The organism is Micromonospora sp. SL4-19, assembly GCF_047921475.1.
GTDB lineage: Bacteria > Actinomycetota > Actinomycetes > Mycobacteriales > Micromonosporaceae > Micromonospora.
In genome coordinates this window covers 80,371-106,978 of sequence record NZ_JBLROB010000007.1, presented here as the reverse complement: position 1 = coordinate 106,978, position 26,608 = coordinate 80,371, and the positions used below count along the sequence as shown (strand labels likewise).

The window sequence follows — 26,608 nt, the reverse complement described above, 5'->3', positions numbered from 1 at the left end:
CCGTCCCGGGCCCAAGGTCACGAGGCACCGGCCCGGGCGGACCGTGCGGGGAGTGGGAGACCGAAGGCCCTCGCGCTTGTCTGGTGGCGATTCCTCGGCCGTTCTGTCTGCCGGCGGGAGGGGCGGCGATGGAAGGTGCCCGATCCGGGACGTAAGGCCCTGGTGAACGGGAGAAAGGCCCCGGTTTGACGCCGGATCATGAGGTTAGCCTCGCCTCACGACGCCGGCGTACCGGCCGGCCCGACGAAAGGCACCCCATGGACGAGGTCACGACGACGGGGAGCGCCCGACCGTTGGCCCGCCGGGACCGCCCCGAGCACCCGCTGGCCGACCTGCGCCCCGGGGACCTGGCGACGGTCGTACGGGTCGTGGCCGCCGCGTCTCCCACGATCGCCCGCCGGCTGGCCGATCTCGGCTTCACCCCCGGCACGCTCGTCCGGGTCCAGCGCCGGGCGCCGCTGCGCGACCCGGTGCTGTACCGGCTGCGCGACTACGACGTGTGCCTGCGCCGAGCCGAGGCAGCGTGCGTGCGGGTCGTCGGGACACCCCGGTGACCGGCTGCCACGGGGCGGCCGAATCCCTGCTGGACGGTGCCGTCCGCGTCGCGCTGGTCGGCAGCCCGAATGCCGGCAAGACCACCCTGTTCAACTCGTTGACCGGGCTACGCGCCAAGACCGGCAACTACCCCGGGGTGACCGTTGCCCGGTACGTCGGGACCTGCGTGACCGCCACCAGCCGCTACCGAGTCGAGGACCTGCCAGGTGCGTACAGTCTGGACCCGATCAGCCCGGACGAGCAGGTCATGGTCGACGCGCTCGACGGCCGTCACGAGTCGACCCGCCCGGACGCGCTCCTGGTGGTGGTCGACGCCACCACCCTGCGCCGTTCGATGAACCTGGTCGCCCAGGTGCTCGCGCGGGGCCTGCCCGCCTGTGTGGTCCTCACCTTCACCGACGAGCTTGCCCGCCGGCACGGCCGCCTCGACGTCGATGCGTTCGCCCGGGCGCTCGGCGTGCCCGTTGTCGCGGTGCGGCGGGGGCGCGGCAGGGCCGTGCTGCAGGACCGGTTGGACGGCTGGCGCGAGTGGCCCGCGTCGCCGGTGCCCCCGCCGGTCGACCCCGTCGAGCGGGATGCCTGGGCGGAGTCGATCCTGGCCTTCGCCGGCTACGAGGCCCCACGGCGGCACCGGACCACCGACCGCGTCGACGCGGTGCTGCTGCACCCCGTCTGGGGGGTGTCGGTCTTCTTCCTGGTGATGGCGCTGTTCTTCCAGACCATCTTCACGCTGGCCGCACCGCTGCAGGACGGCGTCGCGGCGGTGTTCGCCACGCTCGGCGAGCTGGTGCACCGGCACGTCGACAACCCATGGCTGTCCGGGCTGCTCGGTGACGCGCTCATCGGCGGGGTGGGCGGGGTCCTGGTGTTCGTCCCGCAGATCGCACTGATGTTCCTGCTGCTCGCCCTGCTGGAGGGAGTCGGCTACCTTCCCCGCGCGGCGTTCCTGATGGACCGGGTGATGGCGCGGGCCGGCCTGGAGGGTCGGGCGTTCGTCGCCCTGCTGTCCGCGTTCGCCTGCGCCATCCCCGGGATCATGGCGACCCGTACGCTTCCGTCGGCGCGCGACCGGCTGGCCACCATGATGGCGGCACCGCTGATCACCTGCTCCGCCCGGCTGCCGGTCTACGTGCTGCTCGTCGGCCTGCTCGTCGATCCCGCTGCCCGGGTCGGGCCGTTCGGGGTGCAGGGCCTGGTGATGTTCGGCCTGTACCTGCTCGGCGCGGTGTCGGCGATGGTGGCCGCCTGGGCGTTCACGAAGATCGTGGACCGGCGGGCGCTGCCCGTGCCGTTCTACATGGAACTGCCCCCGTACCGGTTGCCCGCGCCGCGCGCCGTCCTGGCGGCGGTGTCGGACGCGGCGGGCTCCTTTCTCCGCAAGTGTTCGAGGATCATCCTGCTCACCAGCATCGGCCTGTGGCTGCTGCTCAACCTGCCCGTGCACGGTGAGACCCAGCTGCAGGTGGCTGGGATCGACACCGCGGACCGGGCCGCCGTCGCGGCGTACGAGGTGAACCACAGTTACGCGGCCGACCTCGGTCATCTGGTCGCGCCGGTGTTCGCGCCGCTCGGATTCGACTGGCGGATCAACGTCGGGGTGCTGTCGGCACAGTCGGCGCGGGAGAGCTTCGTGGCCACCCTCGGGCAGGTCGCCGCCGCGGAGCATCCTGAACGCCCGGAGCAGGCCCTGCGGGAGTTGACCTATGCCGACGGTCCCCGGGCAGGGCAGCCGGTGTTCACCGCACCCGTGCTGGCGGCGCTGCTCGTCTACTTCGCGTACGCGCTGCAGTGCACCGCGACGGTCGGGGTGATCCGCCGGGAGACGGGCACCTGGCGGTGGCCGTTGGTGGCTTTCACCTATCTGACCGGCCTGGCCTGGGTGATGGCGTTCCTGGCCCGGGTGGTCACCGCCCTCCTCGTCGGGTAGGTCGTCGTGGTGCCCTTCCATCCCCAGGCCGACCCGCGGCGGCCGGAGCGCATCCGCTGGATCCTGCCGGGCGGCGTCCTGCCGGTTGCCGGCGGGTCGGTCCCGGTGCCGCCGTCGCTGGCCGCGCTGCTGTCCGACGGCACCCTCACCGATGTCGCCGTGGCCGCCGACGCGGTGGTCACCGACCTCGCGCCCGGGCGCCGGTGGGCCGACGAGGGACCGCGGGTGCGTTCGGCCCTGCACGTGGCGCTCGATGATCCGGTGGGGTGGCTGGGCGAATCCGCGCCGGCCCGCTCGGACCCCGACGAGCCGGTGCGCCGCAGCGTGCGTCGCCTGCTCGACGGGTCCGTGGGCGACTTCGTCCGCTCCCACGGCGGATGCATCGAACTGGTCGATGTCCGCGACGGCGTGGTCCGCGTCCGCCTCGCGGGTGCCTGCGACGGCTGCCCCGCCGCCCGTTTCACGCTGCGCAACCGCGTCGAGGCCGAACTGCGCCGACACCATCCGCAGGTGAGCGGGGTGGTCGAGGCGGGTCGAGGGTAGCCGGAAGGCGGCCCGCGGCCCTGCCGTCGTCAGGACTCCGCGGATGCCCGCGTGACGTCCTCGATCCAGTTGAGCGCCGCGATGGCGGTCGGGAATCCACAGGTGGTGATGGCGGCGAGGGCGACGGCGCGCACGTCGTCCAGGCTGGCCCCGTGGTGCAGGGCCTTACGGACGTTGGAGCGCACCGCCCCCTCGGCCTCGGCGCCGATCGCCATCGCCAGCTTGATCAACCGGTCGGTCCGGTCGTCGAACGGGTTGTGCTCGCGGATCGTGCGCGCCAGTGCGCCCTGCGCCTCGGCGACCTCCGGGAAGCGCTCCAGGAACTGCAGGTAGATGCTGGGCAGGTAGTCGTCTTCCATATCTCCTCCACCGCTGATCAACCTTCACACGGTACGACGCCCGACCAGGTGATCAGGCCCGGCCGCTGGAGATCGGCGAGCGGACGGCGTCACGCACCGCTGCCGGGGAGGGCTGCGCCGCGGGCAGGGCGCCCCGCCGGGCGCGGTAGACCACGTACGGGCGCCACAGGTACGCCAGCGGCGCGGACCAGACGTGCACCAGCCGGGTGAAGGGCCACAGCGCCAGGAACAGGAAGCCGCCGATCGCGTGCAGCTGGTAGACCAGGGGTGCCCCGCTCATCAACGCGGGTTCGGGCTGGAACCAGAAGATCCCACGGAACCAGACGGCGATCGTCTCCCGGTAGTCGTAGCCCCCGCCGAGGAGGTTCATCCCGACCGTGGCGATCATGCCGAGCGTCACCATGGCGGCCAGCGCGGCGTAGAGGACCTTGTCCATGGTGGTGGTGACGCGGCGGACCCGGCCGTTGACGAAGCGCCGGGCGATCAGCAGGAGCAGGCCGGCCACCAGCATCACGCCGGTCACCGTGCCGCCCCACACCGCGGTGAGGTGATAGACGTGCTCGCTGATCCCGATCTTCTCGGTCAGCGACGCGGGCACGACCAGACCCATGGCGTGCCCGCCGACGACCCCGAACGCGCCCAGGTGGAACAGCGGCGAGCCGAGGCGCAGCAGGCGGCTCTCCAGGAGTTGGCTGGTGTGGGTGGTCCAGCCGAACTGGTCGTGACGCCAGCGCCACACGTGACCTGCGACGAAGACCGCGAGGCACAGGTAGGGCAGGACGATCCAGACGAGCGTGGTCATCGGGGGGCCTCCGACGGGGAGCAGGCGGGGTAGGGGGCGAGTGAGGCGCCCTGCAGGTCCGGGCCGTGCCCGAGGGACTCCAGGCCGACCGTCTCCACCGGGGGCCCGTCGACGGCGAGTGCCGTGACGGCGGCCCGGTCGGCGTCGGTGAGCTCGGGCAGGACGGCGCAGACGGCGTCCAGCAGGAGCCGGTACGGCGTGCCGGACTCGGCCAGCGCGGCGTGGAGCAGCTCGAGGCCGGTGCGGTGCTGGCGCAGCGGTGCCTCACCGTCGCCGGGGCCGGCCGCGGCGGCGAACTCGAGCACCACCGGTAGCAGGTCGGGCAGTTCCCCGTCGGCGAGCCGCAGGCCGTGTGCCCGGTACCGCTGCTTGAGCATCAGCAGCGCCATCCCCCGCTTGCGGGTGTCGCCGTGCAGGTAGTAGGTGAGGTAGAGGCCGGAGCGCCGGCGCAGGTCGAAGGTCTGCACGTAGTGCCGCTGCGCCTCGATCGGGGTGGTGTGCAGCAGCCAGTCGAGGAACTCCTCGATCTGCGCCCGGACGGTGTCGTGCGCGATCCGGTCGGCCGCCGCGCGGAGCTCGGCGGCCGCGCCCAGCAGCTCGTCATCGGGGTACGTGAGCAGCAGCGAAACGAGTTCGAAGATGCGGGCCCGGTCGGTCGGGGCGGTCATGAGTGGCCTCGCCGCGGGTTGATGGTGAGGCCGCGCCGGCCGTCGGCGCGCCGGGAGAAGACCCCGGGCCGGCCGGGGCGTACCTCGTCGCCGTCGACCAGGTGGAAGCTCTGCACGGTGGCCTCCGTGGTCATTCCCGGGCCGCCCTCGCAGTCGAGCGAGCAGTCGGGGTGGGCGGCGGCCTGGGCCTCGAGGGCGGCGGCGTCCTTGGTGTGGGCGACGGGGATGACGTAGCGCTCGTCGTACTTGGCGACGGCCAGCAGCCGGTACATGGCCTCCACCTGGTCCGCGGTCATGCCGATGCCGTCCAGCAGGTCGTTCGCGACCGTGCCGTCCAGGGTGCGGGCCCGCATGTAGGAGCGCATGGCGGCGAGCTTCATCAGGACGCCGGCGATCGCCTCGGCGTCGCCGGCGGTGAACAGCTCGGCCAGGTATTCCACCGGGATGCGCAGGTCACGGATGGTGTGGAAGACGTCGTCGGCGTCGGTGTCGTCACGGCCGGCCTCCCCCACCGCGTCCAGCACCGGCGACAGCGGTGGGACGTACCAGACCATGGGCAGCGTCCGGTACTCCGGGTGCAGCGGCAGCGCGACCTTGTACTCGCTGATCAACCGCCACACCGGGGATCGTTCGGCGGCGTCCAGCCAGTCCTGCGGCATCCCGGCCTCCCGGGCGGCCTGCTGCACGGCGGGGTCGGCCGGGTCGAGGAACACGGCGCGCTGCGCGTCGAGCAGGTCGTGCTCGTCGGCCACCGAGGCGGCGGCGAGCACGGCGTCCTCGTCGTACAGGACGATGCCCAGGTAGCGCAGCCGGCCCACGCAGGTCTCCGAGCAGATGGTCGGCTGTCCCGCCTCGATACGCGGGAAGCAGAAGGTGCACTTCTCCGCCTTGCCGGTGGCGTGGTTGACGTACACCTTCTTGTACGGGCAGGCCGACACGCACATCCGCCAGCCCCGGCAGCGGTCCTGGTCGACCAGGACGATGCCGTCCTCCTCGCGCTTGTACATCGCGCCCGAGGGGCAGGCCGACACGCACGCCGGGTTGAGGCAGTGCTCGCAGATGCGCGGCAGGTGGAACATGAAGGTCTTCTCGAACTCGAACTTGACCTTCGCGGCCGCCTCGCTCGGCATGCGGGCGATGTTCGGGTCGCCGCCGGCGTGTTCGTGCGCGCCGCCGAGGCTGTCCTCCCAGTTGGCGCCCCAGGTGAGCGCCATCGGCTCACCGGTGAGGGCGGAGTGGGGCCGCTTGACCGGGGTGTCCTTCAGGCCGGCGGGCGCGTTGACCAGGATGTCCTTGTCGAAGGTGGCCGGTTCGTAGTAGTCGTCGATGGAGGGCAGGTCCGGGTTGGCGAACAACCGGGTGAGCCGCTTGAGCCGGCCGCCGGAGCGCAGCTTCAGCCGGCCCTTGTCGTCGAGCTGCCAGCCGCCGTGCCAGCGGTCCTGGTCCTCGTAGTGCTTCGGATAGCCGATGCCCGGCTTGGTCTCGACGTTGTTGAACCAGACGTACTCGGTGCCTTCGCGGTTCGTCCAGGTCTGTTTGCAGGTGACGGAGCAGGTGTGGCACCCGATGCACTTGTCCAGGTTCATCACCATGGCGACCTGGGCACGGATCTTCATCAGTACTCCACCTCCTGCGCGCGACGGCGGATCACGGTGATCTGGTCGCGTTGGCTGCCGATCGGGCCGTAGTAGTTGAAGGCGTAGGTGAGCTGGGCATGTCCGCCCGCCAGGTGGGTGGGCTTGACCAGCAGCCGGGTCAACGAGTTGTGGTAGCCGCCCCGCCGACCGCTCTTCTCCGCCTTGGGCACGTTCACCGTGCGCTCCGGCGAGTGGTACTGGAACACCGTGCCCTCGGGCATCCGGTGGCTGACCACGGCCCGGGCCACCACGACGCCGTTGCGGTTGTGCGCCTCGATCCAGTCGTTGTCCCGTACGCCGATCTTGGCGGCGTCCGCGATACTCATCCAGATCACCGGCCCACCCCTGGACAGTGCCAGCATCAGCTCGTTGTCGTGGTACATCGAGTGGATCGACCACTTCGCGTGCGGGGTGAGGAAGCGTACGGTCACCCCACCGTCGACCAGCTCGCCCGGCTTGCCGAAGTGCCGCGCCATGTTCAACGGCGGTCGGAACGCCGGCAACTGCTCTCCCAGCTCGGCCACCCAGTCGTGTTCGACGAAGAAGTGCTGGCGGCCGGTGATCGTGTGCCAGGGCTTGAGCCGCTCGACGTTGAGGGTGAACGGTGAGTAGCGACGGCCGCCCTTCTCCGAGCCCGACCATTCGGGGCTGGTGTAGACCGGCCGCGGCGAGCGCTGCGTGTCCGGGTACGTGATCCGGTCGTTCTCGTGCCCGGCGATCAGGTCGGCGAACGGCTGGCCGGTCCGCTTCTCCAGAGCGTCGAAGCCGGCCGCCGCCACCCGACCGTTGGTGGTGCCGGAGAGCGCCAGGATCGCCTCGCACATGCGGTCGGCGGTGGCCACCGACGGCCGACCGGCGAAGGGCCCGTCGGTGACGACCCCGTTCTGGTGCCGCAGGTACTCCAGCTCCGCCGAAACGTCGACGGTGAGCGCCTTGGTGGTGGTGCCCAGCGTGTCGAGCAGCGGGCCGACGGCCCGCATCTTCGCGCCGATCTGCGTGTAGTCCCGCTCGACCTCGATGAGCTTCGGCATGGTGGAGCCGGGCACCGGCTCGCACTCGCCCGCCTTCCAGTCCCGCACCCGGCCGCTCGGCATGGCCAGCTCGTCGGGGGTGTCGTGCTGCAGCGGCGCGGCCAGCACGTCGCGGCGCACCCCCAGGTGGGTCACGGCCAGCTCGCTGACCTTGTCGGCCAGGGCGAGGAAGGTGTCGTAGTCGGTGTGCGCGTCGGCGGGCGGGTCGACTGCCGGGCTGAACGCGTGCACGAACGGGTGCATGTCCGTGCTGGAGATGTCGTGCTTCTCGTACCAGGTGGCGGCGGGCAGGACCACGTCGGCGTGCAGGCCCGTGTTGGTCATCCGGAAGTCGATCGCGGTGAGCAGATCGAGCTTGCCCGTCGGCGCCTCCTCGCGCCAGGCCACGTCACGCGGCCGATGGTCCGGGCCGCACTCGCTGGCACTGGCCGACGAGTCCACGCCGAGCAGGTGCCGCAGGAAGTACTCGTTGCCCTTGCCGGAGGAGCCGAGCAGGTTGGCCCGCCACAGGGTCAGGCAGCGCGGGAAGTTCGCCGGGTCGTCCGGGTCCTCGGCCACAGCCTGCAGCCGGCCGGCCTTCAGCTCGGCGACGATGTGCTGCTGCACCGGCACACCGGCCGCCGCCGCCTCGTCGGTCAGGTCGAGGGGGTTGCGGTTGAACGCGGGGTGGCCGGGACTCCAGCCCATCCGCTGGGCGGCAGCGACGGTGTCGGCGAAGGCCATGCCGGCGAACCGGCCGGTGCCCAGCGGTGAGGAGAGTTCGTCGGCCGGGACCCGCTCGTAGCGCCACTGGTCGGTGTGCAGGTACCAGAACGGGGTGGCGGCCTGGTGCCGCATCGGTCGCTGCCAGTCGAACGCGAACGACATGTGCTGCTGGCCGGTGATCGGCCGGGCCTTCTCCTGCCCGACGTAGTGCGCCCAGCCGCCACCGTTGACGCCCTGGCAGCCGGTCAGGGTGACCAGGGAGATGAACGCCCGGTAGGTCATGTCGGAGTGGAACCACTGGTTCGCGCCGGCGCCCAGGACGATCAGCGAGCGGCCTCGGCTGCGCTCGGCGTTGCGGGCGAAATTCCGGCCGATGCGGGCGGCCAGCGTGGCCGGGACGCCGGTGATGCGCTCCTGCCAGGCCGGTGTGTTCGGGGCGTCCGCGTCGTCGTACCCGGTGGGCCAGACGCCGGGCAGGTCACCGCGGCGCACCCCGTACTGGGCCATGAGCAGGTCGTAGACCGAGGTGACCAGGTGCTCGCCGACGTGCATGACGGGCACCCCGCGACGCATGGTGGTGCCGCCCTCGGTGTCGCCGACGTCGAAGCGGGCCAGGTCGACCTCCGCCGTTTCCTCGCTGAGGTCGAGCAGGCCCAGCGCCGGGACCACGTCGCCGAGGTCGAGGTTCCAGCGGCCCTCGCCGGCCTCGCCGTACCGGAAGCCGAGCGACCCGTTCGGGACGACCGGTTCTCCGGTGCGCTCGTCGACCAGCACGGTCTTGTGCGCGCCGTCCGCCTCACCCAGGTCGGAGGCGGTCAGGAAGCGGTCCGCGGCCCACGAGCCACTCTCGGTCTCGCGGAGGGTGACCAGGAACGGCAGGTCGGTGTACCGGCGTACGTAGTCGACGAAGTAGGGCACCGTGCGGTCCCGGAAGAACTCGGTGAGCACGACGTGGCCCATGGCCATGGCGAGAGCGCCGTCGGTGCCCGGGTGCGGTGCCAGCCAGTCGTCGGCGAACTTGACGTTGTCGGCGTAGTCCGGGCTGACCGCGACCACCTTGGTGCCCTTGTAGCGGGCCTCGGCCAGGAAGTGGGCGTCCGGGGTGCGGGTCACCGGGATGTTCGAGCCCCACATCATCAGGTACGTGGCGTTCCACCAGTCACCGGCCTCGGGCACGTCGGTCTGGTCGCCCCAGACCTGCGGCGAGGCGATCGGCAGGTCGGCGTACCAGTCGTAGAAGCTCAGCAGGGTGCCGCCGAGCAGGGCGTGGTAGCGGGTGCCGGCGGCGAAGGACGCCATCGACATCGCCGGGATCGGCGAGAAGCCCACGACCCGGTCCGGCCCGTACGTCTTCGTGGTGTGCACGTGCGCGGCGGCGACCATGGTGATCACCTCGTCCCAGGTGGCGCGGACGAAACCGCCACGCCCCCGCTGGATCTTGTAGGCGCGCGCCTTGAGCGGGTTCTCCACGATGTCGGCCCAGGCGAGCACCGGGTCACCCAGGCGGCGGAGCCCGTCGCGGAACATCTCGGCCAGCACCCCCCGCACATACGGGTGGCGCACCCGCGACGGCGAGTACTCGTACCAGGAGAAGGACGCACCGCGCGGACAGCCTCGGGGCTCGTAGTCCGGCGAGTCGGGCCCGGTGGTGGGGTAGTCGGTGGCCTGGTGCTCCCAGGTGATCAGGCCATCCTTGACGAAGACGTTCCAGGAGCAGGACCCCGTGCAGTTGACGCCGTGGGTGGAGCGCACCACGCGGTCGTAGCGCCACCGGTCACGGTAGAAGTGCTCCCAGTCGTTGCCGTCGACCTGGTGCAGCGTCCGGCCATGGTCGCCGACCGTCTCCCGGGTGAGGAACCGACGGGCGGCCAGGAGCGGTGCCGCACCGGGGACCTGGTCCGTCGCGGGAGTGCGGCCGGGGTCTGACAGGCGATGCGGTGACACGTTGGTCACTCCTTCGGTGTGGCACGAGACGACAACCCGGGAGTCGTCGACGGCACGCGGCGGCGCGCCCTGCCAACCAGCGTCTGCGATATCAATCCCGAGATCGGGAGGCTGCAGTCCCTAGCTGTCGGGACCAAAGTCCGTAATCCGGCACCTTCTCGTCTGACACCGTTGACGGCATGCGAAGGCGGGTTGCGGTTATCGGTGGGGGAATCTCCGGGCTGGCCGCCGCGGTGCGGATCCGCGACCGGGCACCACAGGACACGGAGATCGTCGTGTACGAGCAGGGTGGCGTGCTCGGCGGCAAGCTGCGCACCGGTGAGCTGGCCGGCGCCGTCGTGGAGCGCGGCGCCGAGTCGTTCCTGGTGGGCGCCCCCGACGGGACGGAGTCCGCGGCGGTACGGTTCGCCCGACGGCTGGGCCTGGGCGACGAGCTCGTGCACCCGACGGCGGGCCAGGCAGCCCTCGCCAACGGCGGACGCCTCGAACCCATCCCGGCCGGCACGCTGATGGGCATCCCACGGAAGTCCGACGGCGACGACCGCGACACCGGTGCCCCGCTGCTCGGCACGGACGAGGACGTGACGGTGGGCGCGCTGGTCCGCGCACGGTTCGGCGACGACGTCGTGGAGCGGCAGGTCGACCCGCTGTTGGGCGGCGTCTACGCCGGCCGCGCCGACCAGCTCTCGCTCGCGATGACCATGCGAGCGTTGGCCTCGGCGGCGCGCACAGAACACACCCTGGCGGGCGCCGTCCGGGCCGCCCAGTCCGCCACCGTGCGGGTGCCCGGGCGACCGGTGTTCGCCACCGTCGAGGGCGGGCTGACCCGGCTCGTCGCGGCGGCCGCGGCGGCGAGCGGTGCCCGGATCAGCCTCGGGCTGCCGGTGCGCGAACTGGCGCGTACGTCGCGTGGCTGGCGGGTCACCTTCGGCTCGGCGGCGGCCCCGCAGGTCGACGACGTGGACGCGGTGGTGCTGGCGGTGCCTGCCGAGCCCGCGTCGCGACTGCTGCACAGCGCCCGGGACGCCTCCGGAGCGACCGACGTCGGTGACCTCACGTATGCGAGCGTCGCGCTGGTCGCGATGGCGCTGCCGTACGACACCCCGCTGCCGGAACTGTCCGGTTTCCTGGTCCCGGCGGCCGAGGGCACCCTGGTCAAGGCAGCGACGTTCTTCACCCACAAATGGGCCCACCTGCGCCGTGACGGTGGGCCGACGATCATTCGGGCCTCGCTCGGCCACAGCGGCGAGGAGGAGCGGCTGCGCCGTGATGATCGTGTTCTGGCCGCCCAGGCGCACGCCGAGCTGGGCGCCCTCCTCGGGGTGAGTCTTCCGCCGCCGATCGCGTCCTGGGTGCAGCGGTGGAACGGCGCGCTCCGCAGTACGCGGTGGGGCATCTGGAACGGATCGCGTCCGCCCGGGCGGGCCTGCCACCTGGTCTCGCTCTCGCGGGTGCGGCCTACGACGGCGTCGGCATTCCGGCCTGCATCGCCAGCGGAGAGGCAGCGGCAGAGAACGTGTGCGGATACCTGGAAGTGCCAGATCGGCAGCCAGCCAGTAGGTGCGGGTGGTCAGCTTCTCGGCCCTGAGGGCCGAGCTTGCAGATCATGGCCCGATGCTGGCTGCACGGGTCACGCCGCGTTCGGCAGGCTGACAGCTGCCCAGTCCGCGACACCGCGTGCGGCGATGTTGCGGGCTGCGTTCACGTCGGCGTGCTCAGCGAAGCCGCACGACGTGCATCGGAAGGTGGACTGGTTGGGCCGGTTCTGACGCGACGCATGGCCGCAGGCGGAGCAGCCCTGCGACGTGTATGCCGGGTCGACGCGGACGAGCGCCACCCCGGCCCGCGCTGCCTTGTAGGCGATGAACTGGCCGAGCTGGTGGAACGCCCACGAGTGCAGCGTGACCCGCTGGGGCCGTCGGAGCCGTACCCGGTCGCGGATGCCCGTGAGGTTTTCCAGGGCGATGCCACGGCCGGTGCGTTTGGCCTCGGTCACGATCTGCTTGGCGATGCGATGGTTCGTGTCGGCCGTGAACCTGGCCTCCTTGCGGCGGCGGACCTTAAGCAGCCGCTTCGCGGACTTGGTGCCCTTGGCCTGGAGCTTGGTCCGCAGCCGCTGGTTACGATGCCTGACCCGGCTCAAGCCTTTGCCGCTGTGCCGGGTGCCGCTGTTGGTGGTGGCGATGTTCGCGATACCCAGGTCCACGCCGAGGAACCCGTCGGGCTCTTCCACCTCGACGTCTGGGATGACGCAGGTGGCGTGCAGGTACCACTTGCCGTCGCGGTGCACCAGGTCAGACTCGCCCTTGCGGTGGGCGACCAGAGTTGCGAACTGCTGCTCGGAGCAACCGTACCGAACTCGGTTCAACCGACCGCCGACGGCCCAGATCGACACCGTGCGGTCGGCGATCCGCCACGACAGGCACCTGTCGTCGAACGGTTGCGCCGCGTCCGCCCGGAACCTGATCGGCTTTGACTCGGCCTTGACGCGCCGTTTCGATCCGGGTTCGCCGAGGTGGCCGGCGCGGATATTGGCCTTCAGGGTGGCGTACGCGCCAGCGACCTTGCGGGCGACGTGAATCGCCGGCTGGGCTGACAGGCCCAAATCCTTCAGGTGGCCATAGGTGAGACGCTGGAGCGCCTGCTTCGCGAAGATCCGCCGCCGGAACGCCTCGGTCGAGGCGAGGTTCGCGGCCTCGTTGCACAGGTCAAGCGTCGCCCGAAGTGCCGCCTCCTGGGCGGCATCCGGGTGCAGCCGAACCTGCACAACGATCTTCATGTCCACAGTCTACGGTCTTGTCTGTGTCACCACGATGGACATCAGACCCCGATGTTCGGCGAGGTCGTAGCGTCGTCTACAAGCTGCACGTACATCTTGTCTTCATCACCAAGTACCGCCGGGACGTGCTCAACGACGCGATGCTCACCCGATGTGGGCAGATCATGGCTGACGTGTGTGCGACGCTCGGCGCCGAGCTTCGGGAGTTCAACGGCGAAGACGACCACGTCCACCTGCTCGTGCACTACCCGCCGAAACTGCCGATCTCGACTCTGGTCAACCGACTCAAGGGCGTCTCCGCGCACTACCTGCGGCAGGAATTCACTGGCCGGATCAATCGGCACATCGCGCACGGCCACCTGTGGTCACCGTCGTACTTCGCCGGGTCGTGCGGCGGAGCGCCTCTCGCCATCATCCGCGAGTACATCGAAAACCAGAAACGCCCAGGCTCGTGACGCGATCCCTCCCGGCCCTGAAGGACCGGGACTCCTCGCTAAACCTCGTTGACGAACTCGCGTAGGCCGATCGCGGCGAGTTCCTGTTCGTATCCGCTGCGTTTCGTCCCGCCGAAAGGCAGGCGCGCGTCGCAGGCGACGATTGCGTTGATGAAGGCCGCCCCCGAGGTGACCTGGCGGGCGAAGGCGGTGCCGTGTTGCGGGTCGGCGGTCCACACGCTGAGCCCGAGTCCATACTGCGAGGTGTTGGCCAGCCGGACCGCGTCGGCCTCGTCGGCGGCGATCGCGACGGCGGCGACCGGGCCGAAGGTTTCCTCGTCGAAGGCGGGGATGCCGGTGAGCACCTTGCCCATCTCGTCGGTGATCAGCCGCGCGAACTGATCCTTTCCGGTCCGCAGTGCGGTGGCGAGTTCCGACACCACGGCGCGGCGCTTGTCCAGCGGGGTCGAGCCCCATGCGGTGGTTGCGGTGTGGGCTTGGTCCAGCAGCTGCTCGACCCGGGCGTCGTCGTGGTGTCGTAGGTGGCCAGCGGCTGGCCCGTGGTCGGGTTCGTGGTGGTGATGCGCATGATCGGTTCTCTGGTCACGAGTTGCTCTGGCCGCCCTTGTCGTTCTCGGACAGGTGCTCGAAGGTTTCCCCGGTCGCGGTGATCGTGCGGGTGACGTCGCGCCCGCCGTAGACCCAGTAGATGCGCATGATCCCGTCGCCGCGGTTGAGGAACCGGTGCGGCACCCCCGCTGGCACCCACGTCGCCTCACCGGCGACAAGGTCGAAGTAGTCGTCACCGATCTGCGCGGTGGCCAGCCCTTCGAGGATCAGCACCGATTCCTCCACGTTGTGGCTGTGCAGCGGCAGTCCGGTGCCGACCTGGAACTGCGTCTGCCCGGTGGTGACCCGGTTGAGCGCACAGTTCCACTTCCCTACGTACGGGATCGTGACGACGCCGTTGCCCCGGTCGAACGGCTCGACGCTCTCCGGGTTGACGAGCAGGTTGGGCTTGGGCGGCAGGGCGGCCATGGTGGTCCTTCCGGCGGTCGTGGTTGCGGATGGCTGGGGCTGCGGATGCAGGCGAGCGCAGGGTCGTCGTCACCCGGTGGGGCGCTGGGCCTCCTGGGCTGGCGGCAGGACCACGATGCCGTCGTCGTCGCCGTAGATCTCGGCGCCCGGCCGGAAGGTGCAGTTGCCGAACGAGACGGGCACGTCCCTGTCACCGGCACCGGTCTTGGTGCTCTTGCGGGGGTTGGAGCCGATGGCCTTGATGCCGATCTGGAGTGAGGCAAGTGCGGCGACGTCGCGGACGGCGCCGTTGATGATCACTCCTGCCCAGCCGTTGTCCGCGGCCATGCCGGCGATGACATCGCCCATCAGTGCCCGGTGCAGGGACGCTCCACCGTCGACGACGAGCACTCGGCCGTCACCCGGCTCGGCGATGACTGACTTGAGCAGGGCGTTGTCCTCGAAGCACCGGACGGTGACGGCCGGGCCGTGGAAGTCGCGGATCGCACCGAACTGGCGCAACTGGGTCTCACAGGAATCGATCCCGTCACCGTGTTCGTCGACGAGGTCCGCGGTGGCGAAGTCCGCGTCGCTCGGGGCGTGCTCAAGGGTCATGGGCTGCCTCTCATGTTGGTGGTGCTGACGGCCTCGCCGTCAGGACGGTTGGCGGGCGGTGGCGACAGGTGCAGGCCACGTGCCGCCAGGGCCGCGGCCGCAAGTCCGGCGGCGGTGAAGGCCAGTACGCCGGCGGCGCCGGCCCCTGCGGCGACGACGCCGGCGGTGGTGGGGATCAGGAGTTGGCCGAGCCGGTTGCCGGTGAGCCTCAGGGACATCGCCCGGCCGCGCAGTCCCGCTGGGGCGGACTCGGCGAGGAAGGACATGGTCAGGGGTTGCCCGACGCCGAGCCCGAGCCCGGCGACGGTGATGACGAGCGCCATCAGCCACAGCGGCATGGGCAGCGGCAGAAGAGCCAGGCTGGCCGCAGCGAGCGCCACGGCCGCGATGAGGAGCCAGCGGCGACCGAGCGTGGTCGCGAGCCGGCCGAGGAAGAGTCGGGAGATCATGGACGCGGCCGCGCGAAGTGCGAGCAGGAGGCCGACAGCCCCGGAGGTGATGTTCCGGTCGGCGCCCAGAGCGGGCAGGTAGACCAGCGTGATGTCGACCGCGGCGAGGACGATGCAGCTGACGACGAGGGCCCGGGTCAGCCCCGGCTGTCGCAGCAGGTCGCGGACCCTGCCTGAGGGCTGGTCACTGGCGGTCCGGTGCCGTGCCGAGGGCCTGAGGAAGCCGGCGGCGGCCAGCAGCGGCAGGGTCAGGACGATGGCGCCCAGGAAGATCAGCTGGGTGTCCGGCAACGGATGGTCACCGCCGAAGCCGATGATCAGCCCAGGTCCGACGGCTTGCCCGAGAGACGCGGCAAAGGTGTAGTACCCGAAGGCGGAGTCGTACCGGTGGGCGGGGGTGGCGTTGGCGACCAGAGCCTGCTGCGCCACCACGGAGCACAAGTGGCCGGTGCCGAGCAGCATGGTGGCGAGCACGAGACCGAGGACCGAGCCGCCGAGCAGGGCGAAGCCCGCTGCGGCGGCGGTGAGCAGTCCGGAGCCCAGCATCATCATCCGGCGTTCGCCCCAGCGGTCGACGGTGTGACCGACGGGAACGGCCAGCACGAACGGTACGACGGCGAAGCTGGCGCCGAGGAGGCCCAGCCAGGCGGCGGGCACGTCCAGTTCCAGCGCGCGGTAGGTGGCGGCTGGCCGGAGGACGAAGGTGACGGCTTGGACCAGGATCGTGTGGGCGAGCAGAAGGCTCAGTTGGGTCCGGCGCCCGGTCGGCATTTCGCCGGTGCCCACCCTCGTCGCGACGGCGGGCCTCACACGTGCGGCTCCTGAGCCGTCGCCGCGAACTGCTGCGTGCCGAGCCGGGACGCCGCCTTCGCGCCGAGGCTCGTGCCGATGTGCCGGTGCATCACCTCGGCGGCGCCGGCGGCATCTCCCGAGATGACACACCGCAGCAGCGCCTCGTGCTCAGCCGCCTTCTCGTCCCGCTCTTCCTGGCTGCGGACGACTTCGAGGCCGAACCGGCGGTAACGGTCCGCCTTGTCCCACAGCGCATCGAGGGTGCTGATCAGGATCTCGTTGTGGGAGGCGGTGTAGATGGCGGTGTGGAAGCGGCGGTGGGCGACGAGGTCGACGAAGGCGGGGTTGCTCGGCAGGGGCTGCAGGCCCTGGATGGCTTCGCGCATCTCCCGGATGTCGGCGGTGCTGCGCCGCTCGGCGGCAAGGGCAGCGGCCAGCGGGTCGAGTGATCCGCGGATCTCCAGCAGGTCTCGCGCCTCCTCGGCGCTGAGCGGGGTGACCCGGGCGTCGCGGTGGGCGTCCAGTTCCACCAGGCCCTCGGACTTCAGGCGCCGCAGGGCCTCGCGCAGCGGGGTGGTGCTGATTCCGATCGTCCTGGCCAGCACCGCCTGGTTGAGGACCGTCCCCGGCTCGTACTCGCCGGAGAGGATCTTTTCCCGCAGCCTGCTGTAGGCGAAGTCGCTCTTCCTGGGGAAGAGCTCCGGCGACTGGCTCATCCGACCTCCCACGTTGGTCGTTATAACCTACAGCACCCCCACCTCCCCCGATCAAGTGCCACCCCTGGGCGCTCCTCGTCCAGCAGGACGCATTGCCCGGATTGCGCCGCGTCTGTCGTCGTCTGACCTCCCCCCGACGGCGGTCCTCGACAACTTTTTCGGCCCGCCCTGTTGACGGCTATAGGTTATAACCTCCATCGTGTGGTGGCTCCCACACCGACGTTTCCTTCGCATCAAGGAGCGGTAAATTGACCACCACCTCTGCAGGCCACGCCGGCCCCCCGTCCCCCATCGGGCGCCGGCGGTTCCTGGTCTCTGTCGCGGCGCTCTCCCTCGCCGTGCCGCTCGCCGCCTGCGGCGGCGGCCCCGAACCGACGGCACCGCCCAACGTGATCACCGAGGGCAAGGCCCCGGACTACTACCCCGCCGACTACAGCAAGATCATCGAGGCGTCCAAGAACGAGGGCGGCGAGCTGACGATCTACTCCAACACCGACCAGGAGAACTGGGCCCCGGTCTTCCGGGATTTCCAGAAGAAGTACCCCTGGGTGAAGAAGATCTCGGCGAACAACCTCGACAGCGACGAGGTCTTCCAGCGGGCGCTGAGCGAGCAGGCGACGGGCAAGTCCCCCGCGGACATCCTGGTGTCCAACGCCGCGCAGGCCTGGGCCGAGTACAACGTCGAGGGCAAGAACCGCCTGATGCCCTACGCCTCCCCGGAACTCGGCAAGCTCCCGCAGTCCGCGACCCTGATGCCGAACGTGTACGCGATGTCGCTGGACCCGATGACCATCGCGTACAACACCTCCCTGGTCCCCGAGGCGCCGACCGGACTGGCCAGCCTCGCGGCGATCGTGTCCAAGGACCCGAAGAAGTTCGACAACAAGATCACGACCCGGGACGTCAAGGGAGCCTTCGGCTTCACCGTCTCCCACGCCTACACGCAGGCCCGCCCGGACGGATGGGCCAGCCTGGAGAAGCTGCTTCCACTCGCGCGGCCCGAGACGTCGTCCGGGACCCAGACCGAGAAGATCCTCGCCGGCGAGTACCTGGTCGGCTTCTTCATCTCGGGTGCTCCCGCGTATCCGGTGGTCAAGAACAGCGGTGGCCTGTTCAAGGTGACCTTCCTCGATGACGGCACCGTGGTGCTGCCCCGCGGCATCGGCATCGCGCCCCAGGCCCCGCACGCCAACACCGCCAAGCTCTTCACCGACTTCGTGCTCTCCAGCGAGGGACAACGCGCGGTGGCCGAGGGCGGATTGACGTCGTACCGCGACGACGTGAAGCAGGCCGACGGGCTGCACACCTACCAGGAGATCGTCGACAAGGTCGGCGCGCAGAACGTGATCCAGGCGAAGTACGAGCTCGTGCCCGACGGCGAGATGCAGCAGTTCATCAGCCGGTGGAACGGGCTGCTGGCCCGCTGAGCGGCCGCCCCTCAAGAGCGGAGCAACAACGATGACAACCGTCACCACGCCGGCCGAGGCGTCGCGTCGGGCGGCGGGACCCGTGTTGGTCCCGCCGCGCTACCGGCGCCCGGCCGGCGTCGGCCGGGAACTGTGGGTGCAGTACGCCGTGCTGGCCCTGCTGGCGCTGCTGGTGCTGGCACCGGTCGTACCCACCCTGTACCAGTCCTTCCTGGACCGGCCGCTGTACGAGGCCGGCGGCATCCTGACCGCCGACAACTACGTCCGGTTGTTCACCGAGGCGGGCTTCGGCCGGGTGGTCGTCAACACCGCACTGTTCGCCGTGGCGACCACCGCCCTCACGCTGGTGATCGCGGTGCCCATGGCGATCATGGTGGTGCGGACGAAGCTGCCCGGCGCGCGGCTGTTCGCCGCCGCCATGCAGTGGCCGTTCTTCATCTCCTCGCTGATCCTGGGCTTCGGCTGGATCACCCTGTACGGGCCGGCCGGTTTCGTCAGCGTGCAGGTGCGCCAGTGGATCGGCACGGTGCCGTGGAACCTGTACTCGATCCCGGGCATGGCGGTCACCGAGGCCGTGGCGTTGGCGCCGATCGCGTACGTGTTCTGCGCCAACGCCCTGCGGCAGTCCGACGCGTCGCTGGAGAGCGCGGCCCAGGTCTGCGGAGCACGGCCGCTGCGGATCCTGTTCTCGGTCGTCATTCCGATGCTGCGTCCGCCGATGGTCTACAGCTCCATCCTGGTGTTCAGCATGTCGGTGGAGACGCTCAGTGTTCCCCTGCTGTACGGGCAGCCGGTCGGCATCTCGGTCTTCTCCACCTTCCTTTACAGCAACGGTCTGCAGTCGATCAACCCGGACTACGGGGTCCTCGGTGCCGCGTCCGCGCTGATCCTGCTGGTCACCGTGGCGCTGGTCGCGAGTCAGGCCAAGCTGTTGAAGAACGCCCAACGGTTCGTGTCGGTTCGCGGTAAGGCGACCCGCCCACGGCGGCTGGACCTCGGTTGGGTCCAGTGGGTCGGCATGGCCGCCATCGTGGTGTACGTCGTGTTCGGTGCTCTGCTGCCGATCGGCGGGCTGGTCTTCCGGTCGTTCACCCTGGTCTTCACCCCCCTGCAGTCGCCGTTGAAGACCCTCAGCACGGCCAACTACGAACGGATCTTCACCTTCCAGGCGTACCTCCAGTCGATCTGGAACAGCCTGATCGTCGCCGCCGTCGGCGCCGTACTGGTCAGCCTGTTGTCCCTGATGGCCGTGGTGGTGGCCCGCCGGTCGAGCTTCCGGTTCGCCCGTGCCGTGGAATACCTGGCCCTGGCGCCGCAGGCGATGCCGGGCATCATCGTGGGCGTCGGGCTGTTCTGGGCGTTCGCCTACGCGCCCTTCGGCGTCGGCGGCCTGCTCCAGGGCACCCTGTTCGCACTGATCATCGGTTTCGGGCTGCGCGCGTTGCCCAGCGGCTTCGGCTCGATCGCCCCGTCGGTGATGCAGATCGGCCAGGAACTCGACAACGCCGCCCGCGTCTCCGGCGCGGACTGGCTACGCACCTTCGCCCGGATCCTCGGCCGCCTGCTCGTGCCGGCGTTCGCCGGGGCGGTGATCCTCACCTTCGTCACCATGCTCAAGGAGTACTCACCGGCGATCTTCCTCAAGTCGGCGGACTCCAACATCCTGGGCACCACGATGCTCGAGCTCTGGGTCCAGGGCAACACCGGATCGGTGGCCGCGCTGGCCACCATTCAGATCGCCATCACCGCCGCCTTCGTCGGCCTGGCCGGGCTACTCATGAGAGGGCATCACGATGCCTGACGTCACCATCACCAAACTGTTCAAGGCCTTCGGTCCTGTGACGGTGCTGCACGAGATCGACCTGACCATCCGCGACGGTGAGTTCTTCACCCTCCTCGGTCCGAGCGGCTGCGGGAAGTCCACCACGCTCAACTGCATCGCGGGCCTGGAGCGCCCGACCGGCGGCACGATCAGCGTCGGCGGGACGACCTTCGTCGACACCGCCGCCCGCCGGTTCCTGCCGCCCGAGGAGCGCAACCTCGGCATGGTGTTCCAGTCGTATGCGCTGTGGCCGCACATGACGGTCGAGGCGAACCTCGCCATGCCGCTCAACATCCGCAAGGTGGGCCGCAAGGACCGGCAGGAGCGCGTCGTCGACGTGCTGGAGAAGGTCGGCCTCGCCCACCTCAAGGACCGCTACCCCCATCAGCTCTCCGGCGGCCAACAGCAGCGGGTCGCGCTCGCTCGCGCGCTGGTCTACTCGCCGTCCGTGCTGCTCCTGGACGAGCCGCTGTCCAACCTGGACGCCAAGCTGCGGGAACAGGCCCGGGCATGGCTCAAGCGGCTCCAGGAGGGCCTCGGCATCACCACGGTCTACGTGACCCACGACCAGGACGAGGCGCTAGCGCTCAGCGACCGGATCGCGGTGATGTCCGAGGGACGGATGCTCCAGGTAGGGACCCCCCGGGAAATCTACGAGCGCCCCACCGCACCCGAGGTTGCCGCGTTCGTCGGCCGGTGCAACTTCCTGCCCGGCCAGGTCACGGACGTCGTTGACGGGCGCAGCCGGGTCCGTCTGGACTGCAGCGGCGACGTCGTCGAGGTGCGCAGCGCCGAGGCCGTCCGGGCGGGGCAGGAGGTGACCGTCGCCGTCCGTCCCGAGCGGCTGGAGGCACTCCCCGTCGGCGCCCCCGCACCCGGCGTCAACAGCCTGACAACCGAGGTGCTGGCCAGCTCGTACGTCGGGTCCCGCTACGAGTACGACCTCAAGCTCGGCGACCAGGTCGTCCAGGTGTCGACGTCACGGCCCGGCCTCACCGGGGCGGTGTGCCTGACCTTCCCGCCGGACCAGGCGCTCCTCTATCCCAAGGCGGTCGTCCCGTCGGAGGAGGTCGCAGACCTGCTCACCATCCCGGCGTGACCCCAGACCATCGCGCCCGACATCTGCGAAAGGCATCCCCACACATGACCAGCACCACCCGCCCCGGCCGCTACACCCTCGGAGTCCTGCACGGCGACGGCATCGGACCGGAAATCGTCCCGGCGTCCGTCGCCGTCGTCGACGCCGCCTTCGACGCCGCCGGGCTCGACCCGGTCAACTGGGTCGAGCTGCCCCTGGGCGCGGCGGCCATCGCCGAACACGGAACCGCCGTCCCACAGTCGACCCTCACCGCCCTGGCCAACCTCGACGGGTGGCTGCTCGGCCCGCACGACAGCGCCGCCTACCCGGAACCGCACCGTGCGAAGCTCAACCCGAGCGGCACCATCCGCAAGCACTTCGACCTGTACGCGAACATCCGCCCCGCCAAGGCGTTCGACGGCGGCAAGGCGGTGGTGCCCGGCACGGACCTGGTGATCGTCCGCGAGAACACGCAGGGCTTCTACGCCGACCGCAGCACGTACGCCGGCACCGGCGAGTTCATGCCCTCCCCCGACGTCGCCATCGCCCTGGGCATCATCACCCGGCCGGCGGTGGAACGCATCGCCCGTTCCGCGTTCGAACTGGCCCGCCGCCGGAACAAGCGGGTCACCATCGTGCACAAGGCCAACGTGCTCAAGATGACCACCGGCCTGTTCCGCGACGTGTGCCGCGAGGTCGCCCGGAACTACCCCGACGTCAGCGTCGACGACTTCCACATCGACGCCATGACCGTGCACCTGGTCCGGCGAGCCGCCGACTTCGACGTCATCGTCACCGAGAACATGTTCGGGGACATCCTGTCGGACCTGGCCGGGGAGATCGCCGGATCGCTGGGCATCGCCCCGTCGATCAACTCGTCCGACTCCCATGCGATGGCCCAGGCGGCGCACGGCTCGGCGCCGGACATCGCCGGCCGCGACATCGCCAACCCGATCGCCATGATCCTGTCCAGCGCCATGTTGCTCGACTGGCTCGGCGCCAAGCACGCCGATGAGCGGGTCCGGGACGCCGCCGCCCGCGTGGAGCGGGCGGTCGAGGCCACCGTGCGCGCCGGCACCACCACCCGCGACCTCGGTGGACCGGCGTCGACCAGCGGCTTCGCCGCCGCCGCCGTCGCTGCGGTCCGCGCCGGCTGAGCCCTGACCGCGCGGCCGGGCGGCACCTTGCACGATGCCGTCCGGCCGCCCACCGCCGCCACATCGAGGAGCACCGTTGACCGACAGCCCACCCACCGTCGCCGTCGTCCACGCCACACCAGCGGCGATGGCCCCGGCGGCAGACGCCTTCGCCACCGCGTTCCCGCAGGCCCGAATCTGGAACCTGCTGGACGACCTGCTGCTGAAGCAGGCCGAGCAGGAATCCGGCATCACCGCGCCGTTGCGGCGGCGCATGTCCACCCTCATCGGATACGCCGTCGACGGCGGAGCTGACGCCGTCCTGCTCAGCTGCTCGCTGTACGGGCCGGTCGCCCAGGAGCTCGCACCCGCGTACCCGGTCCCCGTGCTGGCCTCCGATCAGGCCCTGTTCGAGGAGGTCGCGCGACGGCGCCCGGCCCGCGTGACCGTCCTCGGTCCGGTGCGCGGCGGGGTCGACGACACCGTCGCCCGCCTCAGGACCCACCTCGCGGCCGCCTCGGTCGGCGGCAAGGTGGCCGGGGCGGTCGTCGGGGGCGCCCGCACCGCCGGCGACGGCGCAGCCCTCGCCCAACTCGTCGGCGCGGCGGCACAACGGGTCCGGCAGCACAGCGACCTGGTCCTGCTCGGCCAGTTCTCGCTCGCGCCCGGCCTGGCGGCAGCTCGCGACTCGGCCGACGTACCCGTGCTCAGCGCGGCTCACGTCGCCGCGACCGCGTTGCGTCGCCGGCTCGGAGCGGAGGCAACGCCATGAGCGAGCGCAGCGAGCGAATCAGCCGGCTCAGTGCGATGGTGCCTCATGACGGCACGCAGCGAAGCGAAGTGCCGGCATGAGCGGCAAGCCGGCCGGGCCGGTGCTGGGCTGCATCGCCGACGACTACACCGGCGGCACCGACGTCGCCGCGGCGCTACGCCGTGCCGGGCTGCGCACCGTCCTACTGTTCGGCGCCCCGGAGGCAGGGCGGCAGCTTCCTCCCTGCGACGCGGCGGTCGTCGCCCTCAAGTCGCGGACCGTTCCGGCACGCGACGCCGTCCCGCAATCCCTGAAGGTTCAGCGCTGGCTGCGCGACCAGGGCGTCGAGCTGGTCTACTTCAAGTACTGCTCCACCTTCGACTCCACCGACGCCGGCAACATCGGTCCGGTCGCGGACGCGTTGCTGGATACGGCCGGCGCCCCGATGACGTTGATCTGCCCGGCGTCACCGGAACACGGCCGCACGGTCTACCGGGGTCACCTCTTCGTCGGTGACACACTGCTGTCCGAATCGCCGATGCGGCATCACCCGCTGACCCCGATGACCGACGCCAACCTGGTCCGGGTGATGGGTCGCCAGACCCCGCACCCGGTCGGCCTGCTGCCGCTCTCCGTGGTGCGCGCCGGCCGCGAGGCCGTCGCGGCCCGGTTGGCGCAACTGCACGCCGACGCCGTACGCCACGTCGTGGTCGACGCGACCGACGACGACGACCTCGACGTCGTCGCGGCGGCCGCCGGCTCATTCGCGGTGCTGACCGGCGGTGCCGGCCTCGCCCGGGCCGTCGGTGCCGCAACCGCCCAGGGCGCTGCCACCGTCGGAACGCCCCGGCCCGCCCCGCTTCCGGCCGGAGCTGGTCTGGTGCTGGCCGGCAGCTGCTCCGCCGCGACACTCGCGCAGGTCGACCACGCCCGCTCGGCGTTCCCGTCCCACCGCCTCGACCCGGCGGCGACGCCCGATCCCAACGAGCTGCTCGCCACGGCGGCCGCCTGGCTGCACGAGCACATCGGCGAAGCGCCACTGATGATCTACTCCTCCGCACCCGTGGAGCAACGACAGGCCGCCATCGCAGCCCTCGGACCCGGCACCGCCGAGATCCTCGAACAGACCCTCGGGGCGCTGGCGCGTACCGCCGTGGACCTCGGGGTGCGACGCCTCGTGGTGGCCGGCGGCGAGACCTCCGGCGCCGTGGTGTCCGCGCTGGGTGTCGACGCCGTGGTCGTCGACCGCGAGGAGGACCGCGGCGTGCCGTGGTGCATCACCCCGGAGCCGCCGGTACTCGGCCTGCTCCTCAAATCCGGCAACTTCGGCCGACCGGACCTGCTGGTCCGGGCCGTGAAAGGCGCGGCATGACCATCGACCCCCGACAGCAGATCGTCGCGCTCGGCGCCTCGCTGTTCGCCCGCCGGCTCACCTTCGGCCGCACCGGCAACATCAGCGTCCGCGACGACGGGCAGATCCTGCTCACCCCGACCGGGGCGAGCCTCGGCGCCCTGGACCCGCAGCACCTGTCGGTCATCGACCTGGCCGGCGAACACGTCGCCGGGCCGGCCCCGTCCAAGGAAGCCTTCCTGCACGCCGCCGTCTACCACTCCCGGCCCTCGGCCGCAGCGGTCATCCACCTGCACAGCACCTACTCCGTCGCCGTCTCCTGCCTCGCCGACCTGGACCCCAGCGATGTCCTGCCACCCCTGACCGCCTACTACGTCATGCGGGTCGGGCGGCTGCCGCTGCTGCCGTACCACGCCCCGGGCGATGTCGGGCTGCGGGCACTCGCCGAGGACGTCGCCCGTGACCACCACGCGTTCCTGCTGGCCAACCACGGCCCGGTGGTCGCCGGCGCGGACCTGGCCACGGCCGCCGACGCGGTGGAGGAACTGGAGGAGACCGCACGTCTGTTCCTGCTCCTGGCCGGTCACCGGACCCGGCCACTGACCCCGCAGCAGGTCGAGGAACTCACCACACGATCCCGCCGCCCGCTCGCCCCGTCTACGGAGGGAATGCCGCGATGACCGCCACCCGAATCCACGCCGACCGGCTGACCGCCTTCGGCACCCGGATCCTCACCTCGCTCGGCGTGCCCGAGATCGACGCCCGGCTGGTCAGCGACAGCCTCGTCACCGCGGACCTGTGGGGTCACGCTTCGCACGGCATGCTGCGCCTGCCCTGGTACGTCGCGCGACTGCGCTCCGGCGCGACGAGACCCGTCACCCGGCCGGAGACCGTGGTCGACTCCGGCGCCGTCGCCGTCATCGACGGGCACGACGGCATCGGCCAGGTCATCGCCGACCGCGCCTGCCAGGAGGCCGTGGCACGCGCCGGTCGCCACGGCGTCGCCGCCGTCGCCGTCCGCAACAGCAACCACTTCGGCACCGCCGCCTACTGGACCCGCAGGATGGCCGGCGCGGGCTGCGTCGGCATCCTCACCACCAACGGCAGTCCCGCGATGGCGCCCTGGGGCGGACGTGAGAAGACCGTCGGCGCGAACCCGTGGTCGATCGCCACCCCCGGCGGCAGCGCCGGACCATTGGTCCTCGACATCGCCAACACCGCCGTCGCCCGCGGCAAGATCTACGCCGCCCGCCAGCGTGGCGAAGCCATCCCGGCGGACTGGGCCATCGGCGCCGACGGACTGCCCGTGACCGACCCGCACGTCGCCGTCGACGGCATCCTCGCCCCCATGGCAGCTCACAAGGGCTACGCGATCTCCTTCATGATGGACATCCTGTCCGGCGTCCTCACCGGCAGCTCGTACGCGACCGATGTGACCGGCCCCTACGTGCCGGACCGGCGCAGCGGGTGCGGGCACCTCGTGCTCGCGCTGAGAGTGGACGCCATCCTCGACCCGGAGACGTTCCGGCAGCGCGTCGACGACCTCGTCACCACCACCAAGCGGGTGCCGCTCGCCGCCAACGCGACCGAGATCTACTACCCCGGCGAGATCGAGGAGCGGGCCGAGGCACGGGGCCGGTCCACCGGAGTGATGCTGCCCGAGCGGACACTTCAGGACCTCCGGGAACTCGCCGACACCTGCGACGTGCTGTTCGACATCACCGACACGATCGTGAGGCACTGATGTTCACCGTCGTGGTTCACCTCGAGGTCAGGCCCGACCGGCTGGAGGAGTTCCTGACCGGCATCGAGACCAACGCGCGGGCCTCGCTGCGGGACGAACCCGGCTGCCTGCGCTTCGACGTCCACCGGATCGCCGACGCCCCGAACCGGTTCCTGCTCTACGAGATCTACCGCAACGCAGCGGCCTTCCACCAGGAACACCGGTCGGCTCCGCATTACGCGCAGTGGCAGCAGGTGGTGGCCCGCTGCGTGCAGCCGGGCGGCCGGACGAACACGTACGCGATCCCGGTCTTCCCGGCCGACATCCCAGAGTCTCAGCAAGGATGA

General features: G+C 70.8%; 23 protein-coding genes and 2 pseudogenes. 14 read left to right on the top strand and 11 right to left on the bottom strand.

Annotated elements, in window-relative coordinates; translation table 11 throughout:
- The first annotated feature begins 257 nt into the window (after positions 1–257).
- The 3 genes from ACNAVT_RS12630 to ACNAVT_RS12620 are packed head-to-tail and all read left to right on the top strand — an operon-like array spanning position 258 to position 3,025.
- On the top strand, positions 258–554 hold the full coding sequence (locus ACNAVT_RS12630) for a FeoA family protein (RefSeq protein WP_416295815.1): 297 nt from the start codon (positions 258–260) through the stop codon (positions 552–554).
- Positions 551–2,482 carry a ferrous iron transporter B gene (gene feoB, locus ACNAVT_RS12625; protein WP_416296030.1) on the top strand — a complete coding sequence of 644 codons (1,932 nt, stop codon included), beginning with the start codon at positions 551–553 and terminating at the stop codon, positions 2,480–2,482. The genes ACNAVT_RS12630 and feoB overlap by 4 nt, the downstream gene beginning before the upstream one ends.
- 9 nt (positions 2,483–2,491) lie before the next feature.
- Positions 2,492–3,025 carry a NifU family protein gene (locus ACNAVT_RS12620; RefSeq protein WP_416295814.1) on the top strand — a complete coding sequence of 178 codons (534 nt, stop codon included), beginning with the start codon at positions 2,492–2,494 and terminating at the stop codon, positions 3,023–3,025.
- Positions 3,026–3,054: 29 nt separating this feature from the next.
- Here the strand turns inward: ACNAVT_RS12620 and ACNAVT_RS12615 are convergent, their stop codons facing one another.
- From ACNAVT_RS12615 to ACNAVT_RS12595, 5 genes are read right to left on the bottom strand one after another with little or no spacing between them, the layout of a single operon-like run.
- Positions 3,055–3,384: a carboxymuconolactone decarboxylase family protein gene (locus ACNAVT_RS12615; protein ID WP_416295812.1), complete on the bottom strand. Its 330-nt coding sequence runs from the start codon at positions 3,382–3,384 to the stop codon at positions 3,055–3,057.
- Positions 3,385–3,436: 52 nt separating this feature from the next.
- Positions 3,437–4,186 (bottom strand): respiratory nitrate reductase subunit gamma, encoded by a 750-nt coding sequence (narI, locus tag ACNAVT_RS12610; protein ID WP_416295810.1) that lies wholly within the window; start codon positions 4,184–4,186, stop codon positions 3,437–3,439.
- Positions 4,183–4,854 carry a nitrate reductase molybdenum cofactor assembly chaperone gene (gene narJ, locus ACNAVT_RS12605; protein ID WP_416295808.1) on the bottom strand — a complete coding sequence of 224 codons (672 nt, stop codon included), beginning with the start codon at positions 4,852–4,854 and terminating at the stop codon, positions 4,183–4,185. The genes narI and narJ overlap by 4 nt, the downstream gene beginning before the upstream one ends.
- A complete protein-coding gene (gene narH, locus ACNAVT_RS12600) occupies positions 4,851–6,470 on the bottom strand; it encodes a nitrate reductase subunit beta (protein WP_416295806.1) in 1,620 nt (539 codons plus the stop codon). Before narH ends, narJ begins: the two co-directional genes overlap by 4 nt.
- Positions 6,470–10,156 carry a nitrate reductase subunit alpha gene (locus ACNAVT_RS12595; protein ID WP_416296028.1) on the bottom strand — a complete coding sequence of 1,229 codons (3,687 nt, stop codon included), beginning with the start codon at positions 10,154–10,156 and terminating at the stop codon, positions 6,470–6,472. The genes narH and ACNAVT_RS12595 overlap by 1 nt, the downstream gene beginning before the upstream one ends.
- A gap of 194 nt (positions 10,157–10,350) precedes the next feature.
- On the opposite strand from ACNAVT_RS12595, the pseudogene hemG reads away from it, so the two are divergent.
- Positions 10,351–11,759 (top strand): annotated as a pseudogene (gene hemG, locus ACNAVT_RS12590) (protoporphyrinogen oxidase).
- 42 nt (positions 11,760–11,801) lie between these two features.
- Here the strand turns inward: hemG and ACNAVT_RS12585 are convergent.
- Positions 11,802–12,950 (bottom strand): RNA-guided endonuclease InsQ/TnpB family protein, encoded by a 1,149-nt coding sequence (locus tag ACNAVT_RS12585; RefSeq protein WP_416295804.1) that lies wholly within the window; start codon positions 12,948–12,950, stop codon positions 11,802–11,804.
- Between the two features lie 23 nt (positions 12,951–12,973).
- Between ACNAVT_RS12585 and tnpA the strand changes: the two genes are divergently transcribed.
- Entirely contained in the window at positions 12,974–13,405 is a 432-nt protein-coding gene (gene tnpA / locus ACNAVT_RS12580; RefSeq protein ID WP_416295802.1) for an IS200/IS605 family transposase, read from the top strand.
- 38 nt (positions 13,406–13,443) lie between these two features.
- Here the strand turns inward: tnpA and ACNAVT_RS12575 are convergent.
- From ACNAVT_RS12575 to ACNAVT_RS12555, 5 genes and pseudogenes are all read right to left on the bottom strand, one after another.
- Positions 13,444–13,956: pseudogene (locus ACNAVT_RS12575) on the bottom strand (aldehyde dehydrogenase family protein); the annotation flags it as partial.
- A gap of 31 nt (positions 13,957–13,987) precedes the next feature.
- On the bottom strand, positions 13,988–14,422 hold the full coding sequence (locus ACNAVT_RS12570) for a cupin domain-containing protein (RefSeq protein ID WP_416295800.1): 435 nt from the start codon (positions 14,420–14,422) through the stop codon (positions 13,988–13,990).
- A gap of 69 nt (positions 14,423–14,491) precedes the next feature.
- Positions 14,492–15,016 (bottom strand): ribonuclease E activity regulator RraA, encoded by a 525-nt coding sequence (gene rraA / locus ACNAVT_RS12565; protein WP_416295798.1) that lies wholly within the window; start codon positions 15,014–15,016, stop codon positions 14,492–14,494.
- The gene (locus ACNAVT_RS12560) at positions 15,013–16,275 is read right to left on the bottom strand and encodes an MFS transporter (protein ID WP_416295797.1); all 1,263 of its coding nucleotides are present in this window, start codon (positions 16,273–16,275) and stop codon (positions 15,013–15,015) included. Before ACNAVT_RS12560 ends, rraA begins: the two co-directional genes overlap by 4 nt.
- The gene (locus tag ACNAVT_RS12555) at positions 16,272–16,973 is read right to left on the bottom strand and encodes a GntR family transcriptional regulator (protein WP_416295795.1); all 702 of its coding nucleotides are present in this window, start codon (positions 16,971–16,973) and stop codon (positions 16,272–16,274) included. The genes ACNAVT_RS12560 and ACNAVT_RS12555 overlap by 4 nt, the downstream gene beginning before the upstream one ends.
- A gap of 248 nt (positions 16,974–17,221) precedes the next feature.
- Here ACNAVT_RS12555 and ACNAVT_RS12550 point away from each other — a divergent pair, with 248 nt between their 5' ends.
- The 9 genes from ACNAVT_RS12550 to ACNAVT_RS12510 all read left to right on the top strand — a co-directional run bounded on the left by ACNAVT_RS12550 (position 17,222) and on the right by ACNAVT_RS12510 (position 26,608).
- On the top strand, positions 17,222–18,400 hold the full coding sequence (locus tag ACNAVT_RS12550; RefSeq protein ID WP_416295793.1) for an ABC transporter substrate-binding protein: 1,179 nt from the start codon (positions 17,222–17,224) through the stop codon (positions 18,398–18,400).
- 31 nt (positions 18,401–18,431) lie between these two features.
- Complete coding sequence (locus tag ACNAVT_RS12545; protein ID WP_416295791.1) at positions 18,432–20,201, top strand: ABC transporter permease; 1,770 nt, start codon at positions 18,432–18,434, stop codon at positions 20,199–20,201.
- Positions 20,194–21,321: an ABC transporter ATP-binding protein gene (locus ACNAVT_RS12540; RefSeq protein ID WP_416295789.1), complete on the top strand. Its 1,128-nt coding sequence runs from the start codon at positions 20,194–20,196 to the stop codon at positions 21,319–21,321. The genes ACNAVT_RS12545 and ACNAVT_RS12540 overlap by 8 nt, the downstream gene beginning before the upstream one ends.
- A gap of 44 nt (positions 21,322–21,365) precedes the next feature.
- Complete coding sequence (locus ACNAVT_RS12535) at positions 21,366–22,457, top strand: isocitrate/isopropylmalate dehydrogenase family protein (RefSeq protein WP_416295787.1); 1,092 nt, start codon at positions 21,366–21,368, stop codon at positions 22,455–22,457.
- A 76-nt stretch (positions 22,458–22,533) separates the two neighbouring features.
- Positions 22,534–23,208 (top strand): hypothetical protein, encoded by a 675-nt coding sequence (locus ACNAVT_RS12530; protein WP_416295785.1) that lies wholly within the window; start codon positions 22,534–22,536, stop codon positions 23,206–23,208.
- 76 nt (positions 23,209–23,284) lie between these two features.
- A complete protein-coding gene (gene otnK, locus ACNAVT_RS12525; protein ID WP_416295783.1) occupies positions 23,285–24,559 on the top strand; it encodes a 3-oxo-tetronate kinase in 1,275 nt (424 codons plus the stop codon).
- On the top strand, positions 24,556–25,218 hold the full coding sequence (otnC, locus tag ACNAVT_RS12520) for a 3-oxo-tetronate 4-phosphate decarboxylase (RefSeq protein WP_416295781.1): 663 nt from the start codon (positions 24,556–24,558) through the stop codon (positions 25,216–25,218). Before otnK ends, otnC begins: the two co-directional genes overlap by 4 nt.
- The gene (locus ACNAVT_RS12515; RefSeq protein WP_416295779.1) at positions 25,215–26,282 is read left to right on the top strand and encodes an Ldh family oxidoreductase; all 1,068 of its coding nucleotides are present in this window, start codon (positions 25,215–25,217) and stop codon (positions 26,280–26,282) included. Before otnC ends, ACNAVT_RS12515 begins: the two co-directional genes overlap by 4 nt.
- Positions 26,282–26,608 (top strand): putative quinol monooxygenase, encoded by a 327-nt coding sequence (locus ACNAVT_RS12510; protein WP_416295777.1) that lies wholly within the window; start codon positions 26,282–26,284, stop codon positions 26,606–26,608. Before ACNAVT_RS12515 ends, ACNAVT_RS12510 begins: the two co-directional genes overlap by 1 nt.